The 25605-nt window shown below is 68.2% G+C and carries 22 protein-coding genes; 17 read left to right on the top strand and 5 right to left on the bottom strand.

Annotation, left to right across the window (positions count from 1 at the left end; genetic code table 11):
- Window positions 1–83: hypothetical protein (locus E5198_RS21905; protein ID WP_256658940.1), on the top strand; the 83-nt coding region annotated here is incomplete at its 5' end.
- 57 nt (window positions 84–140) lie between these two features.
- On the opposite strand, the gene E5198_RS02475 is transcribed toward E5198_RS21905, so the two are convergent.
- From E5198_RS02475 to E5198_RS02465, 3 genes are all read right to left on the bottom strand, one after another.
- Entirely contained in the window at window positions 141–1481 is a 1341-nt protein-coding gene (locus E5198_RS02475; RefSeq protein WP_136488429.1) for a ferric reductase-like transmembrane domain-containing protein, read from the bottom strand.
- Between the two features lie 101 nt (window positions 1482–1582).
- The gene (locus E5198_RS02470; RefSeq protein WP_136488428.1) at window positions 1583–2335 is read right to left on the bottom strand and encodes a glycosyltransferase family 2 protein; all 753 of its coding nucleotides are present in this window, start codon (window positions 2333–2335) and stop codon (window positions 1583–1585) included.
- Window positions 2332–3009, bottom strand: coding sequence for a DUF2064 domain-containing protein (locus E5198_RS02465; protein ID WP_136488427.1), 678 nt, complete (start codon window positions 3007–3009; stop codon window positions 2332–2334). Before E5198_RS02465 ends, E5198_RS02470 begins: the two co-directional genes overlap by 4 nt.
- Window positions 3010–3102: 93 nt before the next feature.
- Between E5198_RS02465 and arsS the strand changes: the two genes are divergently transcribed.
- From arsS to E5198_RS02450, 3 genes are read left to right on the top strand one after another with little or no spacing between them, the layout of a single operon-like run.
- Complete coding sequence (arsS, locus tag E5198_RS02460) at window positions 3103–4065, top strand: arsenosugar biosynthesis radical SAM (seleno)protein ArsS (protein ID WP_136488426.1); 963 nt, start codon at window positions 3103–3105, stop codon at window positions 4063–4065.
- Between the two features lie 3 nt (window positions 4066–4068).
- Window positions 4069–6219, top strand: coding sequence for an FAD-dependent oxidoreductase (locus E5198_RS02455; protein WP_136488425.1), 2151 nt, complete (start codon window positions 4069–4071; stop codon window positions 6217–6219).
- On the top strand, window positions 6216–7292 hold the full coding sequence (locus E5198_RS02450) for an FAD-dependent oxidoreductase (protein ID WP_256658938.1): 1077 nt from the start codon (window positions 6216–6218) through the stop codon (window positions 7290–7292). Before E5198_RS02455 ends, E5198_RS02450 begins: the two co-directional genes overlap by 4 nt.
- A gap of 6 nt (window positions 7293–7298) precedes the next feature.
- Here the strand turns inward: E5198_RS02450 and E5198_RS02445 are convergent, their stop codons facing one another.
- A complete protein-coding gene (locus tag E5198_RS02445; RefSeq protein ID WP_136488423.1) occupies window positions 7299–8213 on the bottom strand; it encodes a LysR substrate-binding domain-containing protein in 915 nt (304 codons plus the stop codon).
- 471 nt (window positions 8214–8684) lie between these two features.
- Here E5198_RS02445 and E5198_RS02440 point away from each other — a divergent pair, with 471 nt between their 5' ends.
- The 6 genes from E5198_RS02440 to E5198_RS02415 all read left to right on the top strand — a co-directional run bounded on the left by E5198_RS02440 (window position 8685) and on the right by E5198_RS02415 (window position 18920).
- Window positions 8685–10037, top strand: coding sequence for a DUF1329 domain-containing protein (locus E5198_RS02440; protein ID WP_136488422.1), 1353 nt, complete (start codon window positions 8685–8687; stop codon window positions 10035–10037).
- Window positions 10038–10267: 230 nt separating this feature from the next.
- Window positions 10268–11947, top strand: coding sequence for a DUF1302 domain-containing protein (locus E5198_RS02435; RefSeq protein WP_136488421.1), 1680 nt, complete (start codon window positions 10268–10270; stop codon window positions 11945–11947).
- Window positions 11948–11979: 32 nt separating this feature from the next.
- Complete coding sequence (locus tag E5198_RS02430) at window positions 11980–13335, top strand: DUF1329 domain-containing protein (RefSeq protein WP_136488420.1); 1356 nt, start codon at window positions 11980–11982, stop codon at window positions 13333–13335.
- 149 nt (window positions 13336–13484) lie between these two features.
- Window positions 13485–14630: a YCF48-related protein gene (locus E5198_RS02425; protein WP_136488419.1), complete on the top strand. Its 1146-nt coding sequence runs from the start codon at window positions 13485–13487 to the stop codon at window positions 14628–14630.
- Window positions 14630–17029 carry an RND family transporter gene (locus tag E5198_RS02420; RefSeq protein WP_136488418.1) on the top strand — a complete coding sequence of 800 codons (2400 nt, stop codon included), beginning with the start codon at window positions 14630–14632 and terminating at the stop codon, window positions 17027–17029. Before E5198_RS02425 ends, E5198_RS02420 begins: the two co-directional genes overlap by 1 nt.
- A 190-nt stretch (window positions 17030–17219) precedes the next feature.
- Window positions 17220–18920 carry a sigma-54-dependent Fis family transcriptional regulator gene (locus E5198_RS02415; protein WP_136488417.1) on the top strand — a complete coding sequence of 567 codons (1701 nt, stop codon included), beginning with the start codon at window positions 17220–17222 and terminating at the stop codon, window positions 18918–18920.
- A gap of 45 nt (window positions 18921–18965) precedes the next feature.
- Here the strand turns inward: E5198_RS02415 and E5198_RS02410 are convergent, their stop codons facing one another.
- Window positions 18966–19376 (bottom strand): PaaI family thioesterase, encoded by a 411-nt coding sequence (locus E5198_RS02410; protein ID WP_136488416.1) that lies wholly within the window; start codon window positions 19374–19376, stop codon window positions 18966–18968.
- Window positions 19377–19986: 610 nt separating this feature from the next.
- Between E5198_RS02410 and E5198_RS02405 the strand changes: the two genes are divergently transcribed.
- The 7 genes from E5198_RS02405 to E5198_RS02375 all read left to right on the top strand — a co-directional run bounded on the left by E5198_RS02405 (window position 19987) and on the right by E5198_RS02375 (window position 25587).
- Window positions 19987–20916 carry a catechol 2,3-dioxygenase gene (locus E5198_RS02405; RefSeq protein WP_136488415.1) on the top strand — a complete coding sequence of 310 codons (930 nt, stop codon included), beginning with the start codon at window positions 19987–19989 and terminating at the stop codon, window positions 20914–20916.
- 11 nt (window positions 20917–20927) lie between these two features.
- The gene (locus tag E5198_RS02400; protein WP_178084037.1) at window positions 20928–21218 is read left to right on the top strand and encodes a phenol hydroxylase subunit; all 291 of its coding nucleotides are present in this window, start codon (window positions 20928–20930) and stop codon (window positions 21216–21218) included.
- Window positions 21219–21279: 61 nt separating this feature from the next.
- Window positions 21280–22272 carry an aromatic/alkene monooxygenase hydroxylase subunit beta gene (locus E5198_RS02395; RefSeq protein ID WP_136488414.1) on the top strand — a complete coding sequence of 331 codons (993 nt, stop codon included), beginning with the start codon at window positions 21280–21282 and terminating at the stop codon, window positions 22270–22272.
- A gap of 11 nt (window positions 22273–22283) precedes the next feature.
- Entirely contained in the window at window positions 22284–22553 is a 270-nt protein-coding gene (locus E5198_RS02390; RefSeq protein ID WP_090347990.1) for an MmoB/DmpM family protein, read from the top strand.
- A gap of 14 nt (window positions 22554–22567) precedes the next feature.
- Window positions 22568–24088 (top strand): YHS domain-containing protein, encoded by a 1521-nt coding sequence (locus tag E5198_RS02385; protein WP_136488413.1) that lies wholly within the window; start codon window positions 22568–22570, stop codon window positions 24086–24088.
- 66 nt (window positions 24089–24154) lie between these two features.
- Entirely contained in the window at window positions 24155–24511 is a 357-nt protein-coding gene (locus tag E5198_RS02380; protein ID WP_136488412.1) for a phenol hydroxylase subunit P4, read from the top strand.
- A gap of 14 nt (window positions 24512–24525) precedes the next feature.
- Window positions 24526–25587 (top strand): NADH:ubiquinone reductase (Na(+)-transporting) subunit F, encoded by a 1062-nt coding sequence (locus E5198_RS02375; protein WP_136488411.1) that lies wholly within the window; start codon window positions 24526–24528, stop codon window positions 25585–25587.
- Window positions 25588–25605: the final 18 nt, after the last annotated feature.

Genomic DNA, 25605 nt, shown 5'->3' with positions numbered 1-25605 from the left:
TGTTCTACATGGACAAGACCATGATGGTGTTCGGCGACGCCAAGAAGGTGGTCGAGGACATGGTCAAGGCCGTCGAGGCCTGACGGGCTTCGTCAGGAACGACCTCCGCACGGGGTCGTTCCTGCCTTGCCTCGGGCGCATCAGCGCATGTCGAACAGCTCCTGGTGGAAATCGGCGGAGTCCAGGCCGCGCGCCACCAGCCCCTCGCGCAGCGCCTGACCGAAGCCGGCCGGGCCGCAGAACCAGAAGCTGGCGGACTGCCAGGCGGGCACCTCCTGGCACAGGCGCTCGACCGTCAGGCGGCCGTCCCGGGCGCTGACCAGCACGTGCAGGCGTACGCCGGCGCGCTCGGCCAGCCCGCGCAGGCGGGCGATGAACGCCTCGTCCGGCTCGCTGGTGCAGTAGAAGAGGTCGACGCTGTGGCCGTCCGGGTGTTGCGCCAGCGCCTGCATGCGGGCGATGAAGGGGGTGATGCCGATGCCGCCGCCGATCCACACCTGGGCGTTCTGCTCGCCACCGAAGTCGAAGCGCCCGTAGGGGCCCTCGACGGTGACCATGTCGCCGATCCCGAGGGTCTGCGGCAGAGTGCGGGTGTAGTCGCCGATGCCCTTGATGTTGAACAGCAGCTGGCCGTCGTCGTGCCAGGCGGAAGAGATGGTGAAGGGGTGCGGCCCCTCGGCGCGGTCGAAGGTGACGAAGGCGAACTGCCCGGCCTCGTGCCCGGGCCAGCGATCCTGCAGGCGGATGCCGACGCCCAGCACGCGGTTGCCTTCGTGATGCTCCAGCGACTCGATGACGCCCACCGCGCGCCGCGCGTGACCCACCCGGCGCAGCAGGGAGATGCACGCGGCCACCGTGCCGCCGAGCATCAGCGCGGCCATCAGCGGGCCCAGCGGCGAGCTCCAGTAGGCGGTCTTCATCAGCACCACCGAATGGAACACCAGCACCAGGTAGACGATGGCCAGCAGGCGGTGGGTCTTGAAGAACCAGCGGTAGGGGAAGCGCTTGAGCAGGGCGAGGACGATCAGCAGCACGGCGGCGTAGAAGGCCCACTCGCCGAGTTCCTCGGCCAGGCCGCGCTGGCTGCGCAGGAAGGCGACCACGGCCGAGGGCTCGCTGCCCGCAGCGGCGCCACCGGCCTTGCGCACCGGCCGTTCCAGCCAGCCCCAGCCGACCATCCACTTCGGCCCCTTGGCCCACAGCCAGTGGGCGATGGACAGCACCAGCGCGCCGATGCCCAGCCACTTGTGCAGGCGATAGTTCTTGTCCAGGCCGCCGAGCAGCGACTCCATCGCGGACCAGCGGATGATCAGCAGCAGGCCGAAGCTCATCGCGCCCATGGCGAGGATGCCGGTGAGGTTGACCATCGAGCCGCGCAGGGCGAAGAACTCGTAGTCGCGGGTCAGCACGTCGTCGGCCAGCAGCCAGAGCAGCGTCAGCCCGAGGAACAGGACCAGGCAGCTCGACTTGATGTTCTTCATGATGCGGATTCCTTGCAGGGGAGAACGCCCGCAGGATCGCATGCGGACAGCTGCAGGATACTGATTCCAGACAGTGTGCGGCCCATTTCTGGCGTACGGATCTAGGAGCCCAGCGGCCGTTTCCGGCCACCGGCGCCTCGCCGCCTGGCTGCACAGGGCCGGCCAGCATACATCCGGGCCAGGCGCTGCGGGGCGATGCCGACGGCGAAGCTCAGGGCCAGCAGGCGATTGCCGAGGCAGCGCCGCCACCAGCCGTCGCGCTGCCAGCGCCGCGGGCTGACCCGCAGGCCCTGCGCGATGCAGCGCAGCTCGCCCTGCGCGCGCAGGCCGCGGACCAGCGGTACCTCCTCGAACAGCGGCCAGGGCGCGTGCTGGCCGACGCTGGAGTAGGCCCTGCGGCTGACGAACAGGCCCTGGTCGCCATAGGGCACGCCGATGCGGGTGCGCCAGTTGGTCGCCCATTCGATCAGCCGCCCCTGCCAGGGCGGTGCGCCGCTGAAGCGGAAGGCGAAGTAGCCGCCCACGGCCCCCTCGGCGATGGCCAGGCGCAGCTCGGCCAGCGGCTGGCCGTCCAGTTCGGCGTCGGCATGCAGGAACCAGAGGATGTCGTGCGTGGCCAGCGCTGCACCCTGGCGCAACTGCTCGCCGCGGCAGGGATCGGCCGGCGACCAGAGGACGCCATGCAGCTCGCACAGGGCGCGGCAGCGCTGGCTGCGCGCGCCATCCACGACTATGACCTGCAGCGGCTGACCGTCCCGACGGGCCTCATCCTGCAGCTGACCGAGCAGGTTGCGCAGCACGACCTCGTCGTGCAGGCAGGGAATGATCACGCTGACCCCGGCGGCGTCGCTCATGCGCACACCTCGAGCCCGGCCAGGGCGGCGAGCAGTTGCTGCCGCGCCGGCCGCGGATCGCCTGCCAGGTGGCGGCGGACCTGCAGCAGGTCGGCGGCCTCGTCGACATCGAAGGACTCGCCGCAGACCCGCAGCGAGTGGCCGGCGCGCCGGCAGCTCTCGGCCAGCGCCGCGCCCAGGCCGGGGGTACTCCATGGCAGGCCGGCGAGGTCCGGCCAGGGCCGCCGCGAGGCCATCAGCACCACGCCGCCGTCACGGGCGGCGAGCAGCACAGTGTCGACCTCGGCGAGGGCGGCGCGCACCGTCCGGTAGTGCTCCTCTGTCAGCGCCGGGGCGTCGCTGCCGATGAACGCCAGGGCGCGATGGCCGGCCGCACGCAGGCGGCGGTCGAGGGCGTTGAGCCGCTCGCCGAGGTTGCCGGGCGGCTGCGCCAGGCACAGGCACTCCGGCAGCCGCCCGGCGGCCCAGGCGCAGTGCTGCGCCGCATCCGGGGCGATCACCCGCGCGCCCGGCCAGGCCGCCAGGTCCTCCAGCGCGCAGTCCAGCAGCCGCTCGGCGATCTCCAGTGCCGCCGCCGTCCCCAGGCGCGCCGCCAGGCGCTGCTTGCCGTGCCCGGGAGCCGGACGCTTGCAGACCAGAACCAGGGCAGGGGGAGGGCTGTTTCGCTCGGACATGGACAGGACTCGCGGCAGGTCGATGAAGGAAACCTATAGTTCACTATGACCGCCCGCGCACCCGAGGCCGCCTGCCGAGGAGAACCCGCCGCCATGCACGACATGCTGCCACTGCTCGATGCCCTCGGCTTTCCGGCCATCCGGCGCGGCCGGCTGGAAGCCCTGCAGGTCAACCTGACCTATCGCTGCAACCAGCGCTGCCTGCACTGCCACGTCAACGCCGGGCCGACCCGCACCGAAAGCATGGACGACGCCACCCTGGCGGTCCTCCGCGCGGTGATCGACGCCCATCCGGTGCACACCCTCGACCTGACCGGCGGCGCGCCGGAGCTGCACCCGCGCTTCCGCCAGCTGGTCGGCCATGCGCGGCGCGCCGGGCTGCGGGTGATCGACCGCTGCAACCTGACCATCCTCGGCGAGCCGGGGCAGGAGGATCTCGCCGAGTTCCTCGCCGGCGAGGGCGTGGAGATCACCGCCTCGCTGCCGTGCTACGCGCGGGACAACGTCGACCGCCAGCGCGGCGAGGGCGTGTTCGAGCGCAGCATCGCCGGCCTGCGCCGGCTCAACGCCCTCGGCTACGGCGCCGGCGACGGGCTGGTGCTCAACCTGGTGTACAACCCGCAGGGGCCGAGCCTGCCGCCGCCGCAGGCGGCGCTGGAAGCCGACTACAAGGCGCACCTGGCCGCCGATTTCGGCATCCGCTTCGACCACCTGCTGACCATCACCAACCAGCCCATCGCCCGCTTCGGCAGCACGCTGGTCAGCAAGGGCCAGTTCAGCGCCTACCTGCAGCTGCTGCGCGACAGTTACCGCGCCGAGAACCTCGCGGCGGTGATGTGCCGCTCGCTGGTCAGCGTCGACTGGCAGGGCTACCTGTACGACTGCGACTTCAACCAGATGCTCGGTCTGCCGCTCGAGCTGATCGGCCGCCAGCGCCCCCACCTGCGCGACCTGCTGCGTACGGACCTCGGCGGCAACCCCATCGTCACCCGCGACCACTGCTTCGCCTGCACTGCCGGACAAGGCTCCAGCTGCGGCGGCGCGCTCAGGGGCTAGGCGATGGGCCGCTGGCGGCTGCTCCTGCTCGGCCTCCTCGGCGTGCTGGTCGCGGCATTTTTCCTGTTCGACCTGGGCCACTACCTCAGCCTGGAAACCCTCAAGGCCCGCCAGGCCGGGCTGGACGCCGCGGTGGCGGCGCGGCCCTGGCTGGCCGCCGGCCTCTACGTGCTGCTCTACGTGGCGGTGACCGCGCTGTCGCTGCCCGGCGCGACCCTGCTGACCCTGATCGGCGGCGCGCTGTTCGGTCTGCTCGGCGGCACCCTGCTGGTATCGCTGGCGGCCACCCTCGGCGCCACCCTGGCCATGCTGATCAGCCGCTACCTGCTGCGCGACTGGGTGCGCGGGCGCTTCGCCGCGCGCCTGGCCGCCATCGACCGGGGCGTCGCCCGGGAAGGCGCCTTCTACCTGTTCGCCCTGCGCCTGGTGCCGCTGTTCCCGTTCTTCCTGATCAACCTGGCGATGGGCCTGACCAGCCTGCCGGCGCGCACCTTCTGGTGGGTCAGCCAGCTCGGCATGCTGCCGGGCACCCTGGTCTACGTGAATGCCGGGCGCGAACTGGGCCGCCTGGAATCGCTGGCCGGCATCCTCTCGCCGGGGCTGCTCGGCGCCTTCGTCCTGCTCGGCATCTTCCCGCTGCTGGCCCGCCGCCTGCTGGCCTGGTTCAAGGCGCGCCAGGTCTACGCCGGTTGGCAGCGGCCGCGGCACTTCGAGCGCAACCTGGTGGTGATCGGCGCCGGCGCCGGCGGACTGGTCAGCGCCTGGCTGGCCGCGGCGCTGCAGGCGCAGGTGACCCTGGTCGAGAAGTACCGCATGGGCGGCGACTGCCTGAACACCGGCTGCGTGCCGTCCAAGGCGCTGCTCCGCTCGGCGCGCCTGGCCCGCGAGCTGCGCCGCGCCGAGGCGCTGGGCTTCGTGCAGGCGCACGGCGAGGTGGACTTCGCCGCAGTCATGGAGCGGGTGCAGCGGGTCATCCGCCAGATCGCGCCGCATGACTCGGCGGCGCGCTACATCGAGCAGGGCGTGCAGGTGATCCACGGCGAGGCGCGCATCACCTCACCGTGGACGGTGGAGGTCAACGGACGCAGCCTGACCACCCGCGCCATCGTCATCGCCGCCGGTGCCCACCCGCTGCTCCCGGAGATTCCCGGCCTGGCCGACATGCAGCCGTACACCTCCGACAGCATCTGGAAACTGCGCCAGCGGCCGGGGCGGCTGCTGGTGCTCGGCGGCGGGCCGATCGGCTGCGAACTCAGCCAGGCCTTCCAGCGCCTCGGCTGCCAGGTGATCCTGGTGGAGCAGGGCGAACGCCTGCTGGGCCGCGAGGATGTCGAGGCCAGCGCCGCGGTGACGGCGAGCCTGCGCGCCGAAGGCGTCGAGCTGCACCTGCAGCACCGCGCCGAGCGCTTCGAATGCCTGGACGGCCAGCGCCAGCTGGTCGCCCGCGAGCTGGCCGGCGGGACGGCAACCCTCATCGGCTTCGACCAGGTGCTGGTCGCCCTCGGCCGGGTGGCCAGTGTCGAAGGCTACGGGGTGGAGGCGCTGGGCCTCGAGCTGCGCCCGAACCGGACGCTGGAGACCGACGAGTTCCTCGCCACCCGCTACCCGAACATCTTCGCCGTGGGCGACGTCACCGGGCCCTACCAGTTCACCCACTTCGCCGCCCATCAGGCCTGGTATGCCGCAGTCAACGGCCTGTTCGGCGATTTCAAGCGCTTTCCCGCCGACTACCGGGTGATCCCCCGGGTCACCTTCACCGACCCGGAGGTGGCGCAGGTCGGCCTGTCCGAGAGGGAGGCGCGCGAGCAGGGCATCGCCTGCGAGTCGACCCGCTACGACCTCGCCGAGCTGGACCGCGCCATCGTCGAGGAGGCCGCCGCAGGCTTCGTCAAGGTGCTCACCGTGCCGGGCAGCGACCGCATCCTCGGCGCGACCGTCGTCGGCGAGCAGGCCGGCGAACTGCTGGCCGAGTTCGCGCTGGCCATGCGCCACGACCTGGGGCTGAACAAGATCCTCGCCACCGTGCACAGTTACCCGACCCTGGCCGAGGCCAACAAGTACGTCGCCGACGAATGGCGACGTGCGCATGCGCCGCCGCTGGTGCTGCGCGCCCTGGCGCACTTCCATCGCTGGCGGCGCGGGGGCGGGCGGTGAGCGCGGCCTGCGACCTGCTGCTGGTCGGCGCAGGTCACGCCCATCTCGGCGTGCTGCGCCTGTGGGCGGCGGGCCGGCGCCCGCGCGGGCGCATCGAGCTGGTCTGCCCCGAGGACGCCGCCTGGTACTCCGGCATGCTGCCGGGACTGCTCGCCGGGCGTTACCGGAGCGAACAGTGCTGCATACCGCTGGCGCCGCTGTGCCGGGCAGCGGGCATCGAGTGGCGTCAGGCGGCGGTGACCGCCCTGGAGGCGGACAGCCGCAGCCTGCGCCTGGAGGACGGGGAGCGCCTGCAGGGGCGCTGGCTGTCGCTCGACGCCGGTGCACCGCCGCAGGCGCCGGCGCACGAGGACGCGGGTATGGAGCTGCTGGCGGTCAAGCCGTTCCCGGCCTTCCTGGCGCGCTGGCAGGACTGGCAGCGCGCGCCGGAACGCCTGGCGATCCTCGGCGGCGGCGCGGCAGGCGTCGAGCTGGCCCTGGCCATGGCCCGCCAGGTGCCGGGACTGGCGCTGTTCAGCGCCGCCGAACTGCTCGCCGGCCATCCGCCTTCGCTGCGCCTGCGGGCGCTGCAGCACCTGCAGGCGGCTGGGGTGCAGGTCCACGAGCGCTGTCCGGTCGAGAGGATTCGCGGCGCGGCGCTACTCAGTCGCGGCCAGCCGGTCTGGCACGGGCCGCGGCTGCTCCTCGCCTCGGGCGCCAGTCCGTTGCCTTGGCTGCGCAGCTCCGGGCTGGCCAGCGACCTGCGCGGCTTCGTCGCCGTTGCCGCCACCCTGCAGAGCCTGTCCCACCCGCAGGTGTTCGCCAGCGGCGACTGCGCCAGCCGGGCCGGCACGCCGCGCAACGGCGTGCACGCGGTGCGTCAGGGACCGCTGCTGGCCGGCAACCTGGCGTGCGCGCTGACGGGAAAACCGCTGCAGGACTACCGGCCGCAACGCCACAGCCTGGCGCTGCTGGCCGACGGCCGCGGCGGCGCGCTGCTGAGCTGGGCCGGCTTCACCACCGAGGGTCGCTGGTGCGGGCTGTGGAAGGACTGGCTGGACCGGCGCTTCGTGCGCCGGCACCAGGGCCGGTGAGCCGCTTCAGGCGGCGGGGCTGTCGGGGTAGTGGCGGCTGCGGAACTCGCGGACCACCTCGAGGAAGGCGGCGAGGATCGGCGAGTGGTCGTCGCTGCGGAAGATGCAGCTGAGGTCGACCCGCGCGTCCGCGGGCAGACCGGCGAGCGGCCGGTACACCACGCCCGGCAGGGTCAGCGCCGCGGTGGAGGCCGAGACCAGGGAGACGCCGAAGCCGCTGGACACCAGCGCCACCGCGGTGACCGCATCGCCCACCTCCTGGGCCACCTGGGGGACGAAGCCGGCCTGCTGGCACAGGCCGATCACCCGGTCGACGAAGCTCGGCCGGCTGCCGGAGGGGAACAGCACCAGCGGATGCTCGGCCAGCGCGGTGAAGGGCACCACCGCGAGGCGGGCGAGGGGATGGCGCTCGTGCACGGCCAGCAGCAGTGACTCCTGGGTGACCAGCTCGGAGGCGATGTCGGCCAGCGGGGTGATGATGCGGTTGAAGCCCACGCCGATGCGCCGCTGGCGCAGCGCCTCGATCTGCTCCTGCTTGCTCATGGTGTGCAGGACCACCCGGACCTCCGGGTAGGCGGTGCGGAACGCCGTCAGCAGCTTGGGAATGGTGTCGAGGATCGCCGAGCCGAAGATGCCGATGTCCAGCCGGCCCAGCTTGCCCTGGCCGGCGCGCTGGGTGCGCTCGGTGGCCTGTTCGACCAGCGCGCGGATGTTGCGCGCTTCCTCGAGGAGCATCTCGCCGGCGCCGGTCAGTTCCATGCCGCGCGGCGTGCGGGTGAACAGCAGTACCCCCAGCTCCTCCTCCAGCTGCTGGATCTGCCGGGTCAGCGGCGGCTGCGAGATGTGCAGGCGCGCCGCGGCGCGGCCGATGTTCTGTTCCTCGGCGACGGCGATGAAGTAGCGGAGATGGCGGAGATCCATGCAGGCAGCCTGTGTCGGAGCGGGGCGGCCACTCGATACCCTGACGGTAGCGGCGGCGGTTTTTTATGGTATTGGACGCCGGGACAGCCGGCCAATAGATTTCCTGCGCGCCTGCCCGGCAAGTTGCGGTCAGGCGCGGCAATAAAAATACACAAGGAAACGGAATTTACAATAACAACGACGATATCGCTGGTGGGCGCCGCCGGCAGGCAGCGCTGGGAAGTTCTGCGCAGGCGGATGATTACCCGCACCTGATGTTTCGTGCATGCGGATAGTTTCCGCCAGTCTCGATTGTTCGATATTCCGGCCAATCAATCGCGGCCCCGCTTAATTGCGCTGCGGCATGTCGAGATATTGCCTGGCGAATTGTCCGCGCGAACTTGCGCAATTGCGCTCAATTGCCTGGCGAAGTTCGCTTCGCTGCCCGGTGCGCCGTTCCCGCTGGCGAATCCCCGATTCGAGGATGTTTCGATGTACCGGAAAACCACACTGGGAATCGCCCTGGTCGCTGCCGTGCTGGGCGCGCCGGCGCTGCAGGCCGCGGTGAGCGCGGAGGAGGCCGCCCGTCTGGCCGGCACCCTGACTCCGCTGGGCGGCGAGCGGGCCGGCAACGCCGACGGCAGCATTCCCGCCTGGCAGGGCGGTCTGACCCAGGCGCCGCCCGGGCCGATGCTCGGCGACATCCCCGTCGAACTGTTCCCCGGCGAGCAACCGCTGTACCGGGTCGATGCCGCCAACATGGCCGCCTATGATGCGCTGCTCTCCGACGGCACCCGCGAACTGCTGCGCAAGTACCCGGACAGCTTCCATCTTGACGTCTACCCGAGCCATCGCACCGCCGCGGCGCCGCCGGCGGTCTACGCCAACGTCGCCAGGAACGCCGAGCGCTGCAGCATCCGCGACGGCTGGGACACCATCAAGGGCTGCATCGGCGGGATTCCCTTCCCGATCCCCAGGCAGGGCGTCGAGGTGATGTGGAACCATCTGCTGCGCGTCGAGGCGCCGTCGATCGAGTATCGCTTCCGCAACATCGTCGGCAGTTCCGACGGCAGCCATACCCTGGCCACGCGCAACGAGATCGCCTTCCAGTATCCGCCGTACTACCAGGACGCCCGACCCGAGGACTGGTCGGGCGAATACGCCATGTTCCGCTACCTGACCGTCGAGCCGCCGTTCAAGACCGGCGAGGCGCTGGTCGCCCGCGACAGCATCAATGGCAAGTACCCGCGCCAGGCCTGGCAATACCTGGTCGGCCAGCGCCGGGTGCGCCGTGCGCCGACGGTTTCCTACGACACCCCGGACTTCGTCTCCTCCGGCGCCAACTACTTCGACGAGGTGCAGGGCTTCTTCGGCGCGCTGGACCGCTACGACTGGAAGCTGGTCGGCAAGCGGGAAATGCTCATCCCCTACAACGCCAACGGCCTGCTGGCCGCCAGCGCCGACGCGGCGCTCGACAGGCACCACCTCAACCCCGAGCACCTGCGCTGGGAGAAGCACCGTGTCTGGGAAGTGGAGGCCACCCTGGCGCAGGGCCGCCGCCATGCGGTGCCCAGGCGCCGCTACTTCGTCGACGAGGACAGCTGGGCGATCGCCCTGGTCGACGGCTACGACAGGGACGGGCGCCTGTGGCGCACCACCCAGGCGATCCCCTACGTGGTGCCGGCCATACCGGCCACCCTGCTGCGCACCGCGGTGGTGTTCAACCTCGATGCCAGCACCATGAGCGTGGTGCAGATGCTCAACGGCGAGGACTTCCGGGTGGTGCCGCCCAAGCCGGAGAGCTACTTCACCGGCGCCGCGGTGGCCGGTGACGGCGTGCGCTGAACCGCACGCATGGCTGTCTGGTGCGCCCTCCGCGGGCAGTGGGATGCCGCGCCCATGCCGATACCTTTCCGGTATCGGCATGGGCTTTCATCGGTATTGGACGGTAAGTCTCGCCGGCAATAGCTTGTGAACTGTCTCCGCTGGCAGCGGGGTGAGCGCCAAGGGATTTCAGGGCTCGCGACACCCTAAAACGAAATTCACAACAACAAGAAGATTTCGAGGATCAAGACATGGGCAACAGCGCCAGTCTGCCGAAGTTTCACCTGAAGAAGCTGTTCTTTGCGGTTGCCGGCGCCGTCGCCGGTCTCTCTGCCGGGGCCCCGGCCTTCGCCTTCCAGATCGACAGCGGCAATCCCGATGTGCGGATGTCGTGGGACAACACCGTCAAGTACAGCGCCGCCTGGCGGGTCAAGGATGTCGACTCCGACATTGCTGACAGCTCGACCAACGGCCCGCAGGTCAACACCAACGATGGCGACCAGAATTTCGACCGCGGCCTGATTTCCAATCGCCTCGATCTGCTCTCCGAATTCGACGTGCGCTACAAGCGCAACTACGGCCTGCGCCTGAGCGGTGCGGCCTGGTACGACGACGTCTACAACAAGTCCAACGACAATCCTGGCCCTGCCGGGCTGGTGAACTCGCTTAGCGCTGATTACGACGAATTCACCAGCGACACCGAGAAGCTGCATGGGCGCAAGGCCGAGCTGCTGGACGCCTTCGTCTACGGCAGCTTCACTCCGGGTGACATGAACCTCAACGCCAAGGCCGGTCGCTTCACCCAGCTGTACGGTGAGAGCCTGTTCTTCGGTTCCAACGGCATCGCCGCGGCGCAGACTTCCCTCGATCTGATCAAGGCACTGTCGGTGCCCAACTCGCAGTTCAAGGAGATCCTCCGCCCGGTTGGCCAGATCGCCGGCCAGCTGCAGATCAACCAGGACGTCTCGATCGGTGCCTACTACCAGCTGGAATGGCGCAAGAGCCGCCTGCCGGGTGCCGGCAGCTACTTCAGTTTTGCCGACTTCGTCGACGAGGGCGGCGAGTCGTTGATCCTCGGACCGGGTTTCGCCGTGAACCGCGCCGACGATATCGAGGCGCGCGACTCGGGGCAGGGCGGCGTACAGGTCAAGTTCAAGTCGGGCGATACCGAGTACGGCATCTACGCCGCGCAGTATCACGACAAGATGCCGCAGTTCTACGTGTATCCGACCAGCGGTCTCTATGAGCAGGTCTATGCCGAGGACATCCGCACCATCGGTTTCAGCTTCAGCACCCTGGTCGGCGAGACCAACGTCGCCGGTGAACTGTCGTTCCGTGACGACATGCCGCTGGTGGCGACCGGTAACGCGGTGATTTTGCCGATGGGTATCGGTAGTGCTGATGGCGGCGACCATTCAGCCTTCCCGAAAGGCCGCACCATGCACCTCAACCTGTCGGCGATCAGCGTGCTGGAGGCCAGTCCGCTGTGGGATGGCGCCTCGTTCATCGGCGAGTTCGCCTTCAACCGCCGCCTGAGCGTCACCGACAAGGGCGATACCACCCCCGGCACCGGCAACGGTCTCGACCCCGAGGCCACCCGCGACGCCGGCGCCGTACAGTTCATCTTCACCCCCGAGTACTTCCAGGTGGCTCCGGGCCTCGATCTGCAGGTGCCGATCGGTGTGAGCTACGGCCTGTTCGGCCGCTCCTCGGTCAACGGCGCGCTGTTCCCCGCCAACCACGGCGGCAACGTCAGTATCGGCGTCAAGGCCGACTACATGAAGACCTGGCAGGCCAGCGTGGGCTTTACCCACTACTACGGCCCGGATGGCTCGGTCATCAAGTATGGGACCGCTCGCCCAGAGCTTTCCTATGACAACTTCCACGGCGACCGCGACTTCGTGTCCTTCTCCGTGCAACGCACTTTCTAAGTCTGAACATCCCCAAGTCGAGGATCATAAAAATGCATAAGAAAACGGCTTTGTGGGCAGCGCTGGCTGCCGTGCTGATGGGCGCACAGGGTGTGCAGGCCGCGGTGAGCCCCGAGGAGGCTGCCGCGCTGGGCAAGACGCTCAACCCGCTGGGGGGTGAGATGGCCGGCAACGCCGACGGCAGCATCCCGGCCTGGACGCCGACTCCCAAGGTGGCGGCTTCCGGAGAGAAAGTCGGCGACATTCCCCGCAAGGTCTATGCAGATGAGCGGCCGCTCGCGCAGATCACCGCGCAGAACATGGCGCAGTACGCCGACAAACTGTCCGAAGGCACCCAGGCGCTGCTGAAGAAATATCCGGACAGCTTCCGCGTCGACGTCTATCCGACCCACCGTACTGGCCTTGCGCCGCAGTACGTGTATGACAACACCGCGAAGAACGCCACCCAGTGCCAGACCAAGGACGACGGCAAGTCGCTGCAGGGCTGCTACGGCGGTATCCCGTTCCCGATCCCCAAGGCGGGCATCGAGGTGATCTGGAACCACCTGCTGCGGGTCGAGAACGAAGCCACCGACGTGACCGACTTCAAGAACATCGTGCTGACCTCCGATGGCTCGCGCACCCTGGCGACCCAGAACGACCAGTCCAACCAGTATCCCTACTACTACAAGGACGGATCTGCGGATAAGTGGAGCGGCGAGTACTTCCTGATGCGCTTCGCCACCACCGCCCCGCCGTTCAAGGCTGGCGAATCGCTGGTGTTCCGCGACAGCATCGACGTCGCCCAGTCGCGCCAGGCCTGGCAGTACCTGGTCGGCCAGCGTCGCGTGCGCCGTGCACCGACCGTGGCCTACGACACCCCGGACTTCGTCGCCTCCGGCGCCAACTACTTCGACGAGGTGATGGGCCTGATGGGCCACATCGACCGCTTCGACTGGAAGCTGGTCGGCAAGAAGGAGCTGTACGTGCCCTACAACGCCAACGAGGTGGTCACCGCCAAGCTGGACGAGGCCTACGGCAAGCACCACCTCAACCCCGACAAGGTGCGCTGGGAACTGCACCGCGTCTGGGAAGTGGAAGCGACCGTGGCCAACGGCAAGCGTCATGCGGTGGCCAAGCGCAAGTACTACTTCGACGAGGACTCCTGGATGATCCTCTTGATGGACGGCTACGACAGCGAGGGCAAGCTGTGGCGCACCACCCAGGTCACCCCGTTCGTGCTGCCGTCCACGCCGATGCTGGCGCTCAAGCCGGCGCACATCTTCAACCTGCAGGCCAACACCATGAGCACCACCCAGTCGCTCAACGAGGCCACTTACCGAGTTGATGCACGCAAGCCGGAGACGCACTACACCGGTGATGCGGTAGCCGCCGAAGGCGTGCGCTGACCCCGCACCGTCCGGAAGCAGTTCCGGCGCCGTAGCCAGCGGCGCGGCGCCGGAGTTCCCTCTCATGACTCCCCCTCCCCGCAGGCGCCCGGTTCGGCGCCCCCGCTGGCGGCGCAGCGGAGGAGGGGGGTCGGTTTCGAGTAAGCACCATGCAATCGCTCAATCCGCTACGCCGGCGATCGGCACTGGCCGCCGCCATTCTCTCCCTGACCTGTCTGTCGGCGGTTGCCCAGGCCGCAGGCCCGGCTACTGTCCCTGACCTGCTCGATCTCCCTGCGCGGGAAAGCGCCCGCGCCCTGCACAGCCTGCAACTGGCCGTGACCCGCGCCGGCAACCGGCTGGTGGCGGTGGGCGAGCGCGGCACCGTGCTGCTCTCCGACGATGCCGGGCGCTCCTGGCGCCAGTCCACGAGCGTGCCGGTGAGCGTGACGCTCACCGACGTGCACTTCGTCTCCGCCACTCACGGCTGGGCAGTGGGCCATAGCGGTGTGGTGCTTGCCAGTGCCGATGGCGGCGAGACCTGGCAGCGCCAGCTCGACGGCAACCAGGCTGCCTTGATCATTCGCGACGATGCCAAGCGCCGCGCCGACGCCGGCGAGGAGGGCGCTGCCGCGGCGCTGCGCAGCGCCGAGTACCTGGTCGCCGACGGCCCGGACAAGCCGTTCCTCGGCGTGCGTTTCCGCGACGAGCTGCGCGGCTACGTGGTCGGCGCCTACGGCATCGCCCTGCAGACCGTCGACGGCGGCAAGAGCTGGCAGTCGCTGGTCGGGCAGATCCCCAACCCGCGCGGCAAGCACCTCTATCAGATCCAGATCGACGGCAGTTCACTGCTGATCGCCGGCGAACAGGGTGCGCTGCTGCGCTCCGTCGACGGCGGCGCCAGCTTCGCCGAGATCCGTACCCCCTACAGCGGCACCTTCTTCGGCGCGCTCGAACTCGGCGGCGATGCGCTGCTGGCCTTCGGCCTGCGCGGCAACGCCTGGCGCAGCGAGGATGGCGGCGCCAGCTGGCAGCAGGTCAGGCTCGGCCAGCCGGTGACGGTGAGCGCCGGGCGGCGCCTGCAGGATGGTTCCGTGCTGCTTGCCGACGAGAGCGGCCGCCTGTTGCGCAGCACCGACAGCGCACGCAGCTTCGTTGCCCTGGCGGTGCAGCCGGGCACCGGCCTGACCGGCATCGCCGAAGCCGCCGACGGCGCGCTGATCCTGTCCAGCGCGCGCGGGCTGTCCCGCGTCGAGCCGGATGCCCTGGCTTCCGGAGAACGTGTTTCCGGGATCAATGTTTCGGGAGTCAAATGATGAGCCACGTCCAGTCCCTCCCCGCCGAAGCGGTGATCAGCGATCTCAAGGAGTTCGATCAGCGCTCCGGAATCCTCGCCGAGCGGCTGCTGTTCAACAACCGCCTGGCGATCGTGGTCGTCTGCCTGCTCACCACCCTGGTGCTGGGCTACCAGGCGCTCGGCCTGTCGCTCAACGCGGCGTTCGAGAAGATGATCCCCACCGGCCATCCGTACATCGCCAACTTCCTGGAGAACCGCAAGCAGCTGGCCGGCATGGGCAACACCCTGCGCATCGCGGTGGAAGCCAAGGAGGGCAGCATCTTCGATGCCGAGTACCTCGACACCGTGCGCAAGATCAACGACGAGGTGTTCCTGCTGCCCGGCGTCGACCGCCCGTACATGAAGTCGCTGTGGGCGCCAGCGGTACGCTGGACCGGGGTGACCGAGGACGGCCTGGACGGCGGCCCGGTGATCCCCGACGACTACGACGGCTCGCCGGAAAGCCTCGAGCAGGTGCGCATCAACGTCGAGCGATCCGGCGAGATCGGCCAGCTGGTGGCGGGCAACTACCGGTCGAGCATCGTGCTGGTGCCGTTGCAGGAGCGCATCGCCGAGACCGGCGAGCGCATCGACTACCACGCGCTGTCGCAGCGCATCGAAGAGATCCGCGGCAAGTACCAGTCGGACAAGATCGCCATCCACGTCACCGGCTTCGCCAAGGTGGTGGGCGACCTGATCGACGGCCTGCGCCAGGTGATGCTGTTCTTCGCCGCCGCCATCGTCATCTGCACCGCGGTGCTCTACTGGTACACCCGCTGCCTGCGCAGCACCCTGCTGGTGGTGGCCTGCTCGATGATCGCGGTGGTCTGGCTGCTCGGCCTGCTGCCGACCCTGGGCTACGAGCTGGACCCGTACTCGGTGCTGGTGCCCTTCCTGGTGTTCGCCATCGGCATGAGCCACGGCGCGCAGAAGATGAACGGCATCATGCAGGACGTCGGCCGCGGCACCCACAAGCTGGTGGCGGCGCGCTACACCTTCCGCCGCCTGTTCCTCGCCGGCATGACCGCACTGCTGGCCGACGCGGTAGGCTTCGCGGTGCTGATGGTGATCGACATCCAGGTGATCCAGGACCTGGCCGTCACCGCCAGCATCGGCGTGGCCGTGCTGATCTTCACCAACCTGGTGCTGCTGCCGATCCTGCTGTCGTACACCGGCGTCAGCCCGGTCGCCGCCCAGCGCAGCCTGCGGGCCGAGCTGCAGGAAGCCAACGACACCGAGCACAGGAAGCACCCGTTCTGGGCCTTCCTCGACCTGTTCACCCGCACCCCGTGGGCGGGGCTGGCGGTGGCGCTGGGCCTGGCGATGGGCGTGTTCGGCCTGATGGTCAGCTTCCAGCTGAAGATCGGCGACACCGACCCGGGCGCCCCGGAGCTGCGCGCCGACTCGCGCTACAACCAGGACAACGCCTTCATGGTCGCCAACTACGCGGCGAGCAGCGACGTGTTCATCGTCATGGTCAAGACGCCGCAGTACGCCTGCGCCCACTACAGCACCCTGCGCACGGTGGACGCCCTGGAGCGCGAGCTGCAGCAGCTGCCGGGCGTCGAGGCGACCAGCTCGCTGGCCGGCCTGGCCAAGGTGGCCAATGCCGGGATGAACGAGGGCAGCCTCAAGTGGTTCGAGATGCCGCGCTCGCAGGACATGCTCAACGCCATCATCACCCGCGCCCCGCGCGAGATGTTCAACCAGAACTGCGACCTGCTGACCGTCTACGCCTACCTCAAGGACCACAAGGCCGACACCCTGACCAGCGTGGTCAGCACCGTGGAAGCCTTCGCCGCGCAGTACGGCAGCGAGGAGATCCGCATCCTCAACGCCGCCGGCAACGCCGGCATCGAGGCCGCCACCAACATCGTGGTGAAGAAGGCCAACGTGCAGATGCTGTTCCTGGTCTACGCCGCGGTGATCGTGCTGGCCTTCGTCACCTTCCGCTCCTGGCGCGCGGTGGTCTGCGCAGTGGTGCCGCTGATGATCACCTCGGTGCTCTGCGAGGCGCTGATGGTCTGGCTGAACATCGGCGTCAAGGTGGCCACCCTGCCGGTGATCGCCTTGGGCGTCGGCATCGGCGTTGACTACGCGCTGTACGTGATGACGGTGACCCTGGCGCGCCTCAAGGAGGGCATGAGCCTGTCCGAGGCCTACTACAAGGCGCTGATCTTCACCGGCAAGGTGGTGGTGCTGACCGGCATCACCCTGGGCATCGCCGTCGCCACCTGGGCCTGGTCGCCGATCAAGTTCCAGGCCGACATGGGCATCCTGCTGGCCTTCATGTTCGTGTGGAACATGCTCGGTGCGCTGATCCTGCTGCCGGCGCTGGCGCACTTCCTGCTGCGTCCAAAGCAGGCTGCTGCAGCCTGATCCCGTTGTAGGGGCGGCCCTGGTCTGACCAAGCGCTAGTGGCATCCGGGCGGCCGATGACTTAAGTTGTCGGCCGCCTGTCCCGCTTCCACACGGGACCATCACGACAAAGCCGGCCAAGAGCCGGGCAGGAGGGGTTGCCACCCCGCAGTACCTGCCCGCCCGCGAGCCGGCCAGGGGGAGAGGATTCATGGGAGGACAACGCCTGATCGAGCGCTTCAATCTGCGTTCGAGACTGCGCTTCGACATCGACAACGGCCAGATCTGGCTGGACGAGAGCCGCATGCTCCTGCTCCACGCCAAGGCCCTCGGCGCGCTGCGCCGCGAGCTGTTCGACTCGCTCGGCGCCAAGCGGGCCCGCGGCCTGCTGTTCCGCATCGGCTTCGCGGCCGGCCAGCAGGATGCCGACCTGGCCTCCAAGCTGCTCGGCGCGGGCGACAACTTCGACGTGTTCCAGATCGGCCCGGTGCTGCACGCCTTCGAGGGCCTGGTCAAGTCCACCGTCACCGAGGCGCAGATCGACTGGGAGCAGGGCAGCTTCTTCGGCGAGGTGGAGTGCACCAACTCCTGGGAAGCCGAGTCCCACCTGCAGCAGTTCGGCACCGGCGACGAGGTCGCCTGCTGGAGCATGTCCGGCTATGCCTCCGGCTACACCAGCCGCTTCTTCAAACGCTTCATCGTGTTCAAGGAAACCCAGTGCACCTGCCGCGGCGACCACCACTGCGTGATGGTCGGCAAGCCGGCGGAAGCCTGGGGCGACGATCCCTACCTCGAATACTGCCGGCCGACCGAGGCCGACACCTCGTTCCAGGACCTGCAGCAGGAACTCTGGCAGTTGCGCGGCCGCCAGCGCGAGCAGCTGCCGCCCGGGCGCCTGGTCGGCAGCTCGCCGGCCTTCCGCACCGCCTTCGACCTGCTCAGCAAGGCGGCGCGCAGCCCGATCACCGTGCTGCTGCTCGGCGAGACCGGCGTCGGCAAGGAAGTCTTCGCCCAGTGGCTGCACGAGAACAGCGACCGCGCCGCCCAGCCGTTCGTGGCGGTCAACTGCGCGGCGATCCCCAACGACCTGATCGAGTCCGAGCTGTTCGGCGTGCAGAAGGGCGCCTTCACCGGCGCCCAGCAGTCGCGCCCCGGCCGCTTCGAGCGCGCCGACGGCGGCACCCTGTTCCTCGACGAGCTGGGCGACCTGTCGCCCTCGGCGCAGGTCAAGCTGCTGCGCGTGCTGCAGACCGGCGAGGTGGAGCGCCTGGGCGACGACAAGAGCCGCAAGGTCAACGTGCGCCTGGTGGCAGCCACCAACGTCAACCTGCAGCGGGCCATCGCCGAGGGGCGCTTCCGCGCCGACCTCTACTACCGGCTGGCCACCTACCCGGTGGCGATCCCGCCGCTGCGCGAGCGCAAGGCGGACATCCCGATCCTGGTCACCGCGCTGCTGGAGAAGTACGCCCCGGTCTACCACAAGCACCTCAAGGGCCCCACCGACCGCGCCCTGCAGGCGCTGATGGCCTACGACTGGCCGGGCAACGTGCGCGAGCTGGAGAACCTCATCGAACGCGCCGTGCTGCTGGCGCCCTCGGGCGGGCAGATCGAGCTGGAGCACCTGTTCGCCGGCAGCACGCCGGCGACACCGCCCGGCGCCCCCGTCGATCGCCAGGGTCAGGTGGGCAACGTCAGGGAGGCGAGGCGCGAGCAGCTCTACGAGACCCTGCTCGACGACGACTTCGACCTGCAGGCCCACGAGAACCGCCTGCTGGAGCTGGCCGTGCGCCGCGCCAGCGGCAACCTCACCCACGCCGCGCGCCTGCTCGGCATCACCCGCCGGCAGCTGGCCTATCGACTGAAGCAGGCGGGCGGCGAGGCGGGGGCGTGCGCGCAGGAAGCCAGCAGCTGACAGGGATTCGGCGCGCCTTTCCGGCCTCGGAAAGGCGCCAGTCCATCACTCCCGGCGCGGCGGGATCGAGTAGGTGCCGACCACGTGCGCCACCGCATCCTCCGAGCCTTCCGAGTACAGCGAGACCTCGCCGACCACCAGCGTCTTGCCGACCTTGATCAACTTGCAGACGCCGACGATGTTCTTCTCTCCCGACGGCTTGCGCAGGAAGTTGGCGGTCAGGTTGGTGGTCACCGCCATCGGCACCATGCCGATCTCGCCGAGGATCGCCACGTACAGGGCGACGTCGGCGATGCTCATCAGCACCGGCCCGGAAACCGTGCCGCCGGGGCGCAGCTCGTCGTGACCGACCGGGTGCCAGACCGTGGCGCCGCCGTCGCCGACCTTCTCCACCATGCACTTGGTCTGCGGGAACTCGGTGGCGATGAACGCGGCGATTTCTTCTTTGCTGGCCATGACTGTCCTCCCTGGGAAATGGTTGGCAACCGAAGCTACTACAGGGCGGCAGGCGCGGCCAGCGTACCGGGCGCTGTGTAGGGTGCGCCATGCGCACCATGGAACTCGCCGGTTTCCCGGTGCGCACGGCGCACCCTACGCAAGTCCTACCGCCACGCCGGACACAAACATCAGGCGCTTACCCCCGTTTGGCGTGACCAAAACGTACAGCACATGCCGCCGCTGCTCGGCGCTGGCGTCCGGAACCCGCGGTAGACGGCCTTTTCCGGACTCGACTGCCGGCCTGCCAGCGTCCGGAGCGCATCTTCTCCGCACACTCCGCTCCCTTGCGCGCTCCACGTCCCGTCAACTGCCTGCAGATACCCGCATTTTTTTGCGCTGCACCTTTACGCTTTTGTAAGGCGAAACAGGCCGCAGGACAAAAGCGTCATGCCAGCCGTTCGCTCCGGTCACCCGGATTTGCAGTTAAACCCTTGTAAATCAATGAGTTGGGAAAGTTGGCATCGCCCCTGCAATGTATCTGGCGTCGATAGCAAGACCGTCTGCCCGGACAGCATCACCAACCGGACAGGCAACCAAACCGCATCAAGCCAAATAATGGAGACAACAAATGGCGATGACAGGTGTGCTGCGGCCGGGCCATGCCCAGGTGCGCGTGCTGAATCTCGAGGAAAGCGTCCGCTTCTACCGCGACGTGCTGGGCCTGGTGGAAACCGGCCGCGACGCGCAGGGTCGCGTCTACTTCAAGTGCTGGGACGAGCGCGACCACCACAGCTACGTGATCCGCGAGGCCGACAGCGCCGGGATCGACTTCTTCGGCTTCAAGGTGCTCGACAAGGCCACCCTCGAGCAGCTCGACGCCGACCTCCAGGCCTACGGCCTGACCACCACCCGCATCCCCGCCGGCGAGCTGCTGGAAACCGGCGAGCGTGTGCGCTTCGAGCTGCCCTCCGGCCACCTGATCGAGCTGTACGCCGAGAAGACCGCCGTCGGCAACGGCGCCGGCCTGGTCAACCCCGCCCCCTGGACCCAGGCCCGCGAGCACGGCATCGGCCCGGTGCGCCTCGATCACGCCCTGCTGTACGGGCCGAACGTCGCCGAAGTGCAGAAGATCTTCACCGAGGTGCTGGGCTTCTACCTGGTCGAGCGCGTGCTCACCCCGGACGGTGAGGGCAACGCGGCGATCTGGCTGTCCTGCTCGCACAAGGTCCACGACATCGCCTTCGCCGAATACCCGGAGCCGGGCAAGCTGCACCACTGCTCGTTCCTGATGGAGAGCTGGGAGCAGGTGCTGCGCGCCGGCGACATCATGTCGATGAACCTGGTCAACGTCGACATCGGCCCGACCCGCCACGGCGTCACCCGCGGCTGCACCATCTACGCCTGGGACCCCTCCGGCAACCGCTTCGAGACCTTCATGGGCGGCTACCAGCCGTACCCCGACTACGAGCCGATCACCTGGACCTTCGACAACTTCGGCCAGGGCCTCGACTACCCGCAGCGCAAGCTGCACGAAACCTTCCTCACCGTTGTGACCTGAGGAGGTCGGCCATGAACCGTCCCGAGCAACTGGTGGAAATGGTGCCGGCCGACCTCGACACCCGGCAGCGCTGGGTGCGCGTGACCGGCGAGCGCGCAGGAGGCTTCATCGAGTTCGACTTCGCCATCGGCGAGCCCGACCTGACCGTGGAGATGATCCTCACTCCCGAGGCCTTCGCCGAGTTCTGCGCGGCCAACCGGGTGCAGATGCTGCCGCCGAAGGAGGAGGGCGCAGGGACGGACGAGCCGAACGACTGGGCCTGGAGCCTCGCCGACGCCACCCAGACCCGCTTCAAAGCCTGACGAACCACAAGAACAACAAGAACGGCGCTGCGTCTCGCGCAGCGCCGGCAGGAGAAAGCCCATGCAAATCGACCTTCGCACGGTGAGCATCCAGCCGCTGCGCCAGACCTTCGACCACCTGGCCCGCCGCTTCGGCGACAAGCCGGCCTCGCGCTACCAGGAAGGCAGCTACGACATCCAGGCCGCCGAGAACCTGCACTACCGGCCGACCTGGGACCCGGAGCAGGCGCTGTACGACACCGGCATCACCAGGATCGTCATGCAGGACTGGTACGCCCTCAAGGACCCGCGCCAGTTCTACTACAGCACCTACACCCTGGCCCGCGCCCGCCAGCAGGACAGCATGGAGGCCAACTTCAGCTTCGTCGAAAGCCGCGGCCTGACCGACCTGCTGCCGGCCGAGCTGCGCCAGATCGCTCTCGACCTGCTGGTGCCGCTGCGCCACGCCGCCTGGGGCGCCAACCAGAACAACACCTTCATCTGCGGCTACGGCTACGGCACCACCTTCACCCAGCCGTGCATCTACCACGCCATGGACAACCTGGGCATCGCCCAGTACCTGTCGCGCCTGGGCCTGCTGCTCGGCGGCACCGAGGCGCTGGAAGCCGGCAAGGCCGCCTGGCTCGACGGCGAGGCCTGGCAGCCGCTGCGCCGCTACGTCGAGGATTGCCTGGCGCTGCGCGATCCGTTCGAGCTGTTCGTCGCGCAGAACGTCGCCCTCGACGGCCTGCTCTATCCGCTGGTCTACGAGCGCATTGTCGATGAGAACCTGGCCAGCCGTGGCGCTTCCTCGGTGGCCATGCTCACCCAGTTCATGACCGACTGGTTCGACGAAACCAGGAAGTGGGTGGATGCCGTGCTCAAGGTCGCCGCCGGCGAGTCCGAGGCCAACCGCGCCCAGCTGCAGGAGTGGATCAACGCCTGGAAGTGCCGCGCCGCATCGGCACTGCTGCCGGTGGTCGAGCAGGTGTTCGGCGCCGAAGCCGACGATCTGGTCAGCGAACAAGTGGCCGCCTTCAAGGCGCGCATCGAAAAAACCGGCATCGCGCTCTGAGAGGCTCACCCATGTCCACCGTATTCATTGCCCTGCAAGCCAACGAAGACACCCGCCCGATCATCGAGGCGATCGAGATCGACAACCCCAATGCCGTGGTCAACCGCGAGCCGGCGATGGTCAAGATCGACGCGCCGAACCGCCTGGTGATCCGCAAGGACACCATCGAGGAGCAGCTCGGCCGCAGCTTCGATCTGCAGGAACTGCAGATCAACCTGATCACGCTGTCAGGCAACGTCGACGAAGACGAAGACACCCTGACCCTGACCTGGAACAGCTGAGAGAGGACTCCGCCATGGACATGAAAACCGCCGCCAAGAAGCTCAGCCTGAAAGAAAAGTACAAGCTGTTCACCCGCGATCTGGGCTGGGAGCCGACCTACCGCACCAAGGAAGAAGTGTTCCCCTACGTGCAGTACGAAGGCATCAAGATCCACGACTGGGACAAGTGGGAAGACCCCTTCCGCCTGACCATGGACGCCTACTGGAAGTACCAGGCCGAGAAAGAGCGCAAGTTCTACGCGATCATCGACGCCCACGCGCAGAACAACGGCCACCTGAACATCACCGACGCCCGCTACCTGTCGGCGCTCAAGGTGTTCCTGCAGGCCATCAGCCCCGCCGAGTACAGCGCGCACAAGGGCTTCGCCCGCGTCGGCCGCGAATTCCCCGGCATCGGCACCCAGGTCGCCTGCCAGATGCAGGCCATCGACGAGCTGCGCCACGCGCAGACGCAGATCCACGCGCTGTCCAACTACAACAAGTTCTACAACGGCTTCCACGCCTTCGCCGAACAGCGCGACCGCATCTGGTACACCTCGGTGGCCCGCTCGTTCTTCGACGACGCCATGTCCGCCGGCCCGTTCGAATTCATGATCGCCATCGGCTTCAGCTTCGAATACGTACTGACCAACCTGCTGTTCGTGCCGTTCATGTCCGGCGCCGCCTACAACGGCGACATGGCCACCGTCACCTTCGGCTTCTCGGCGCAGTCCGACGAGGCGCGGCACATGACCCTGGGCCTCGAGTGCATCAAGTTCATGCTCGAGCAGGACCCGGACAACCTGCCGATCGTCCAGGCCTGGATCGACAAGTGGTTCTGGCGCGGCATCCGCGTGCTGAGCCTGGTCAGCACCATGATGGACTACATGCTGCCCAAGCGCGTGATGTCCTGGCGCGAGGCCTGGAACATCTACGGCATCGAGAACGGCACCGCGCTGTTCAAGGACCTGGCCCGCTACGGCATCCGCGCGCCCAAGGGCTGGGACCAGGCCGAAGAGGCCATCGACCACATGTCCCACCAGCTGATGCTCGGCCTCTACCAGTGGAAGTTCGGCACCTCCTTCCACGTGTGGATCCCGTCCGACGAGGACATGGACTGGCTGTCGAAGAAGTACCCGACCACCTTCGACAAGTACTACCGTCCGCGCTGGGAGCACATCAAGAAGCACGAAGCCGCCACCGGCGCGCCGTTCAACAACTTCGGCCTGCCCAAGCTGTGCCAGTGCTGCCAGCTGCCGACCCTGTTCACCGAGCCGGGCGACCCGACCCTGACCTGCCACCGCGAGTCGGTGTACCAGGGCGAGCGCTACCACTTCTGCTCCGACGGCTGCAAGGACGTGTTCGACAACGAGCCGGAGAAGTACGTCCAGGCCTGGCTGCCGATGCCGGGGCTGATGCAGGAGCTCAAGGGCGACCTCGGCGCGTGGATGGACTGGGTGTTCCTCAAGGATGGCCAGGACAACGGCGACTACGCCACCTCCCAGGACCGCCAGAACTTCGAGCAGTGGCGCACCCAGGCCACGTCCAACCAGTAACTGCTTTGCTCCCTCTCCCTTGAGGGAGAGGGCGCTCAAGCCAGAACAACAAGAAGGAACACGAACATGACCGTAGTCGCCCGCAAAGAATACGTCGGCATCCCCCGCGACCGCGTGGAGAACTTCCACGGCAAGCAACTGGTGTTCATCAGCTGGGACTACCACCTGCTGATCTGTGCCCCCATCATGTTCTGCCTGCCGCCGCAGGCCACCTTCGGCGAGCTGATCGAAAGCCACCTGCTGCCGCTGCTGCAGGCCGACCCGGACACCGCCGCCCTCGACTGGAGCAAGGTCGAGTGGCTCAAGGAAGGCCAACCCTGGGTGCCGGACTTCGCCGCCAGCCTGGCCGCCAACGGCATCGGCCACAAGGAACAGCTGCGCATGCGTACCCCGGGCCTGAACAGCCTGGTGCCGGCGAACTGAGGGGAGGGCGCGTCATGAGCTACGAACTGACCATCGAGCCGCTGGGCCAGACCATCGAGATCGAGGAAGGCCAGACCATCCTCGACGCCGCGCTGCGCGCCGGCATCTACCTGCCGCACGCCTGCTGCCACGGCCTGTGCGCCACCTGCAAGGTGCAGGTCACCGACGGCGAGATCGACCACGGCGAAGCCTCCAGCTTCGCCCTGATGGACTTCGAGCGCGAGGAGCAGAAGTGCCTGGCCTGCTGCGCCACCGTGCAGAGCGACGTGACCATCGAGGCCGAGATCGAGGAAGACCCGGACGCCGAGAACCTGCCGGTGCGCGACTTCCCGGGTGTCGTCAGCCGCATCGAGAGCCTGACGCCGACCATCAAGGGCATCTGGCTCAAGCTCGACGCCCCGGAGGGCATGCACTTCCAGGCCGGCCAGTACGTCAACCTGGAGCTGCCCAACGGCATCGGCAGCCGCGCCTTCTCCATCGCCAACGCGCCGCAAGAAGGCGGCGAGATCGAGCTGAACATCCGCATCGTTCCCGGCGGCAGCGGCACCACCTACGTGCACGAACAGCTCAAGGTCGGCGACCGCCTGACCATCAGCGGCCCCTACGGACGCTTCTTCGTGAAGAAGTCCGCCGACGTGCCGGTGATCTTCATGGCCGGCGGCTCGGGGCTGTCCAGCCCGCGCTCGATGATCCTCGACCTCTTGGCCGAAGGCTTTGAAAAGCCGATCACCCTGATCTACGGCCAGCGCAACCGCGACGAGCTGTACTACCACGACGAATTCCTCGCCCTGGCCGAACGGCACCCCAACTTCAAGTACGTGCCGGCGCTCTCCCACGAGCCGGAAGGTAGCGGCTGGCAGGGCTTCCGCGGCTTCGTCCACGAGGCGGCCAAGGAATACTTCGCCAACGACTTCCGCGGCCACAAGGCCTACCTGTGCGGCCCGCCGCTGATGATCGACTCCTGCATCACTACCCTGATGCAGGGCCGCCTGTTCGAGCGCGACATCTACACCGAGAAGTTCATCTCGGCGGCCGATGCCCAGCAGGTGCGCAGCCCGTTGTTCAAGGCGATCTGAGTCACCCTTTGCGGCCGC

Origin of the sequence: Pseudomonas sp. A-1, assembly GCF_004801855.1 — a bacterium.
Lineage (GTDB): Bacteria > Pseudomonadota > Gammaproteobacteria > Pseudomonadales > Pseudomonadaceae > Geopseudomonas.
The sequence above is the reverse complement of the archived record's forward strand: the minus strand, read 5'-3'. Positions and strand labels throughout refer to the sequence as shown.

What these genes read in the sequence shown, in the direction of transcription:
- E5198_RS02475 (WP_136488429.1), bottom strand. Translation starts at nt 1,481, where the DNA reads ATGAAGAACATCAAGTCGAGCTGCCTGGTCCTGTTCCTCGGGCTGACG.
- E5198_RS02470 (WP_136488428.1), bottom strand. Translation starts at nt 2,335, where the DNA reads ATGAGCGACGCCGCCGGGGTCAGCGTGATCATTCCCTGCCTGCACGAC.
- E5198_RS02465 (WP_136488427.1), bottom strand. Translation starts at nt 3,009, where the DNA reads ATGTCCGAGCGAAACAGCCCTCCCCCTGCCCTGGTTCTGGTCTGCAAG.
- arsS (WP_136488426.1), top strand. Translation starts at nt 3,103, where the DNA reads ATGCACGACATGCTGCCACTGCTCGATGCCCTCGGCTTTCCGGCCATC.
- E5198_RS02455 (WP_136488425.1), top strand. Translation starts at nt 4,069, where the DNA reads ATGGGCCGCTGGCGGCTGCTCCTGCTCGGCCTCCTCGGCGTGCTGGTC.
- E5198_RS02445 (WP_136488423.1), bottom strand. Translation starts at nt 8,213, where the DNA reads ATGGATCTCCGCCATCTCCGCTACTTCATCGCCGTCGCCGAGGAACAG.
- E5198_RS02440 (WP_136488422.1), top strand. Translation starts at nt 8,685, where the DNA reads ATGTACCGGAAAACCACACTGGGAATCGCCCTGGTCGCTGCCGTGCTG.
- E5198_RS02435 (WP_136488421.1), top strand. Translation starts at nt 10,268, where the DNA reads ATGGGCAACAGCGCCAGTCTGCCGAAGTTTCACCTGAAGAAGCTGTTC.
- E5198_RS02430 (WP_136488420.1), top strand. Translation starts at nt 11,980, where the DNA reads ATGCATAAGAAAACGGCTTTGTGGGCAGCGCTGGCTGCCGTGCTGATG.
- E5198_RS02425 (WP_136488419.1), top strand. Translation starts at nt 13,485, where the DNA reads ATGCAATCGCTCAATCCGCTACGCCGGCGATCGGCACTGGCCGCCGCC.
- E5198_RS02420 (WP_136488418.1), top strand. Translation starts at nt 14,630, where the DNA reads ATGAGCCACGTCCAGTCCCTCCCCGCCGAAGCGGTGATCAGCGATCTC.
- E5198_RS02415 (WP_136488417.1), top strand. Translation starts at nt 17,220, where the DNA reads ATGGGAGGACAACGCCTGATCGAGCGCTTCAATCTGCGTTCGAGACTG.
- E5198_RS02410 (WP_136488416.1), bottom strand. Translation starts at nt 19,376, where the DNA reads ATGGCCAGCAAAGAAGAAATCGCCGCGTTCATCGCCACCGAGTTCCCG.
- E5198_RS02405 (WP_136488415.1), top strand. Translation starts at nt 19,987, where the DNA reads ATGGCGATGACAGGTGTGCTGCGGCCGGGCCATGCCCAGGTGCGCGTG.
- E5198_RS02400 (WP_178084037.1), top strand. Translation starts at nt 20,928, where the DNA reads ATGAACCGTCCCGAGCAACTGGTGGAAATGGTGCCGGCCGACCTCGAC.
- E5198_RS02395 (WP_136488414.1), top strand. Translation starts at nt 21,280, where the DNA reads ATGCAAATCGACCTTCGCACGGTGAGCATCCAGCCGCTGCGCCAGACC.
- E5198_RS02390 (WP_090347990.1), top strand. Translation starts at nt 22,284, where the DNA reads ATGTCCACCGTATTCATTGCCCTGCAAGCCAACGAAGACACCCGCCCG.
- E5198_RS02385 (WP_136488413.1), top strand. Translation starts at nt 22,568, where the DNA reads ATGGACATGAAAACCGCCGCCAAGAAGCTCAGCCTGAAAGAAAAGTAC.
- E5198_RS02380 (WP_136488412.1), top strand. Translation starts at nt 24,155, where the DNA reads ATGACCGTAGTCGCCCGCAAAGAATACGTCGGCATCCCCCGCGACCGC.
- E5198_RS02375 (WP_136488411.1), top strand. Translation starts at nt 24,526, where the DNA reads ATGAGCTACGAACTGACCATCGAGCCGCTGGGCCAGACCATCGAGATC.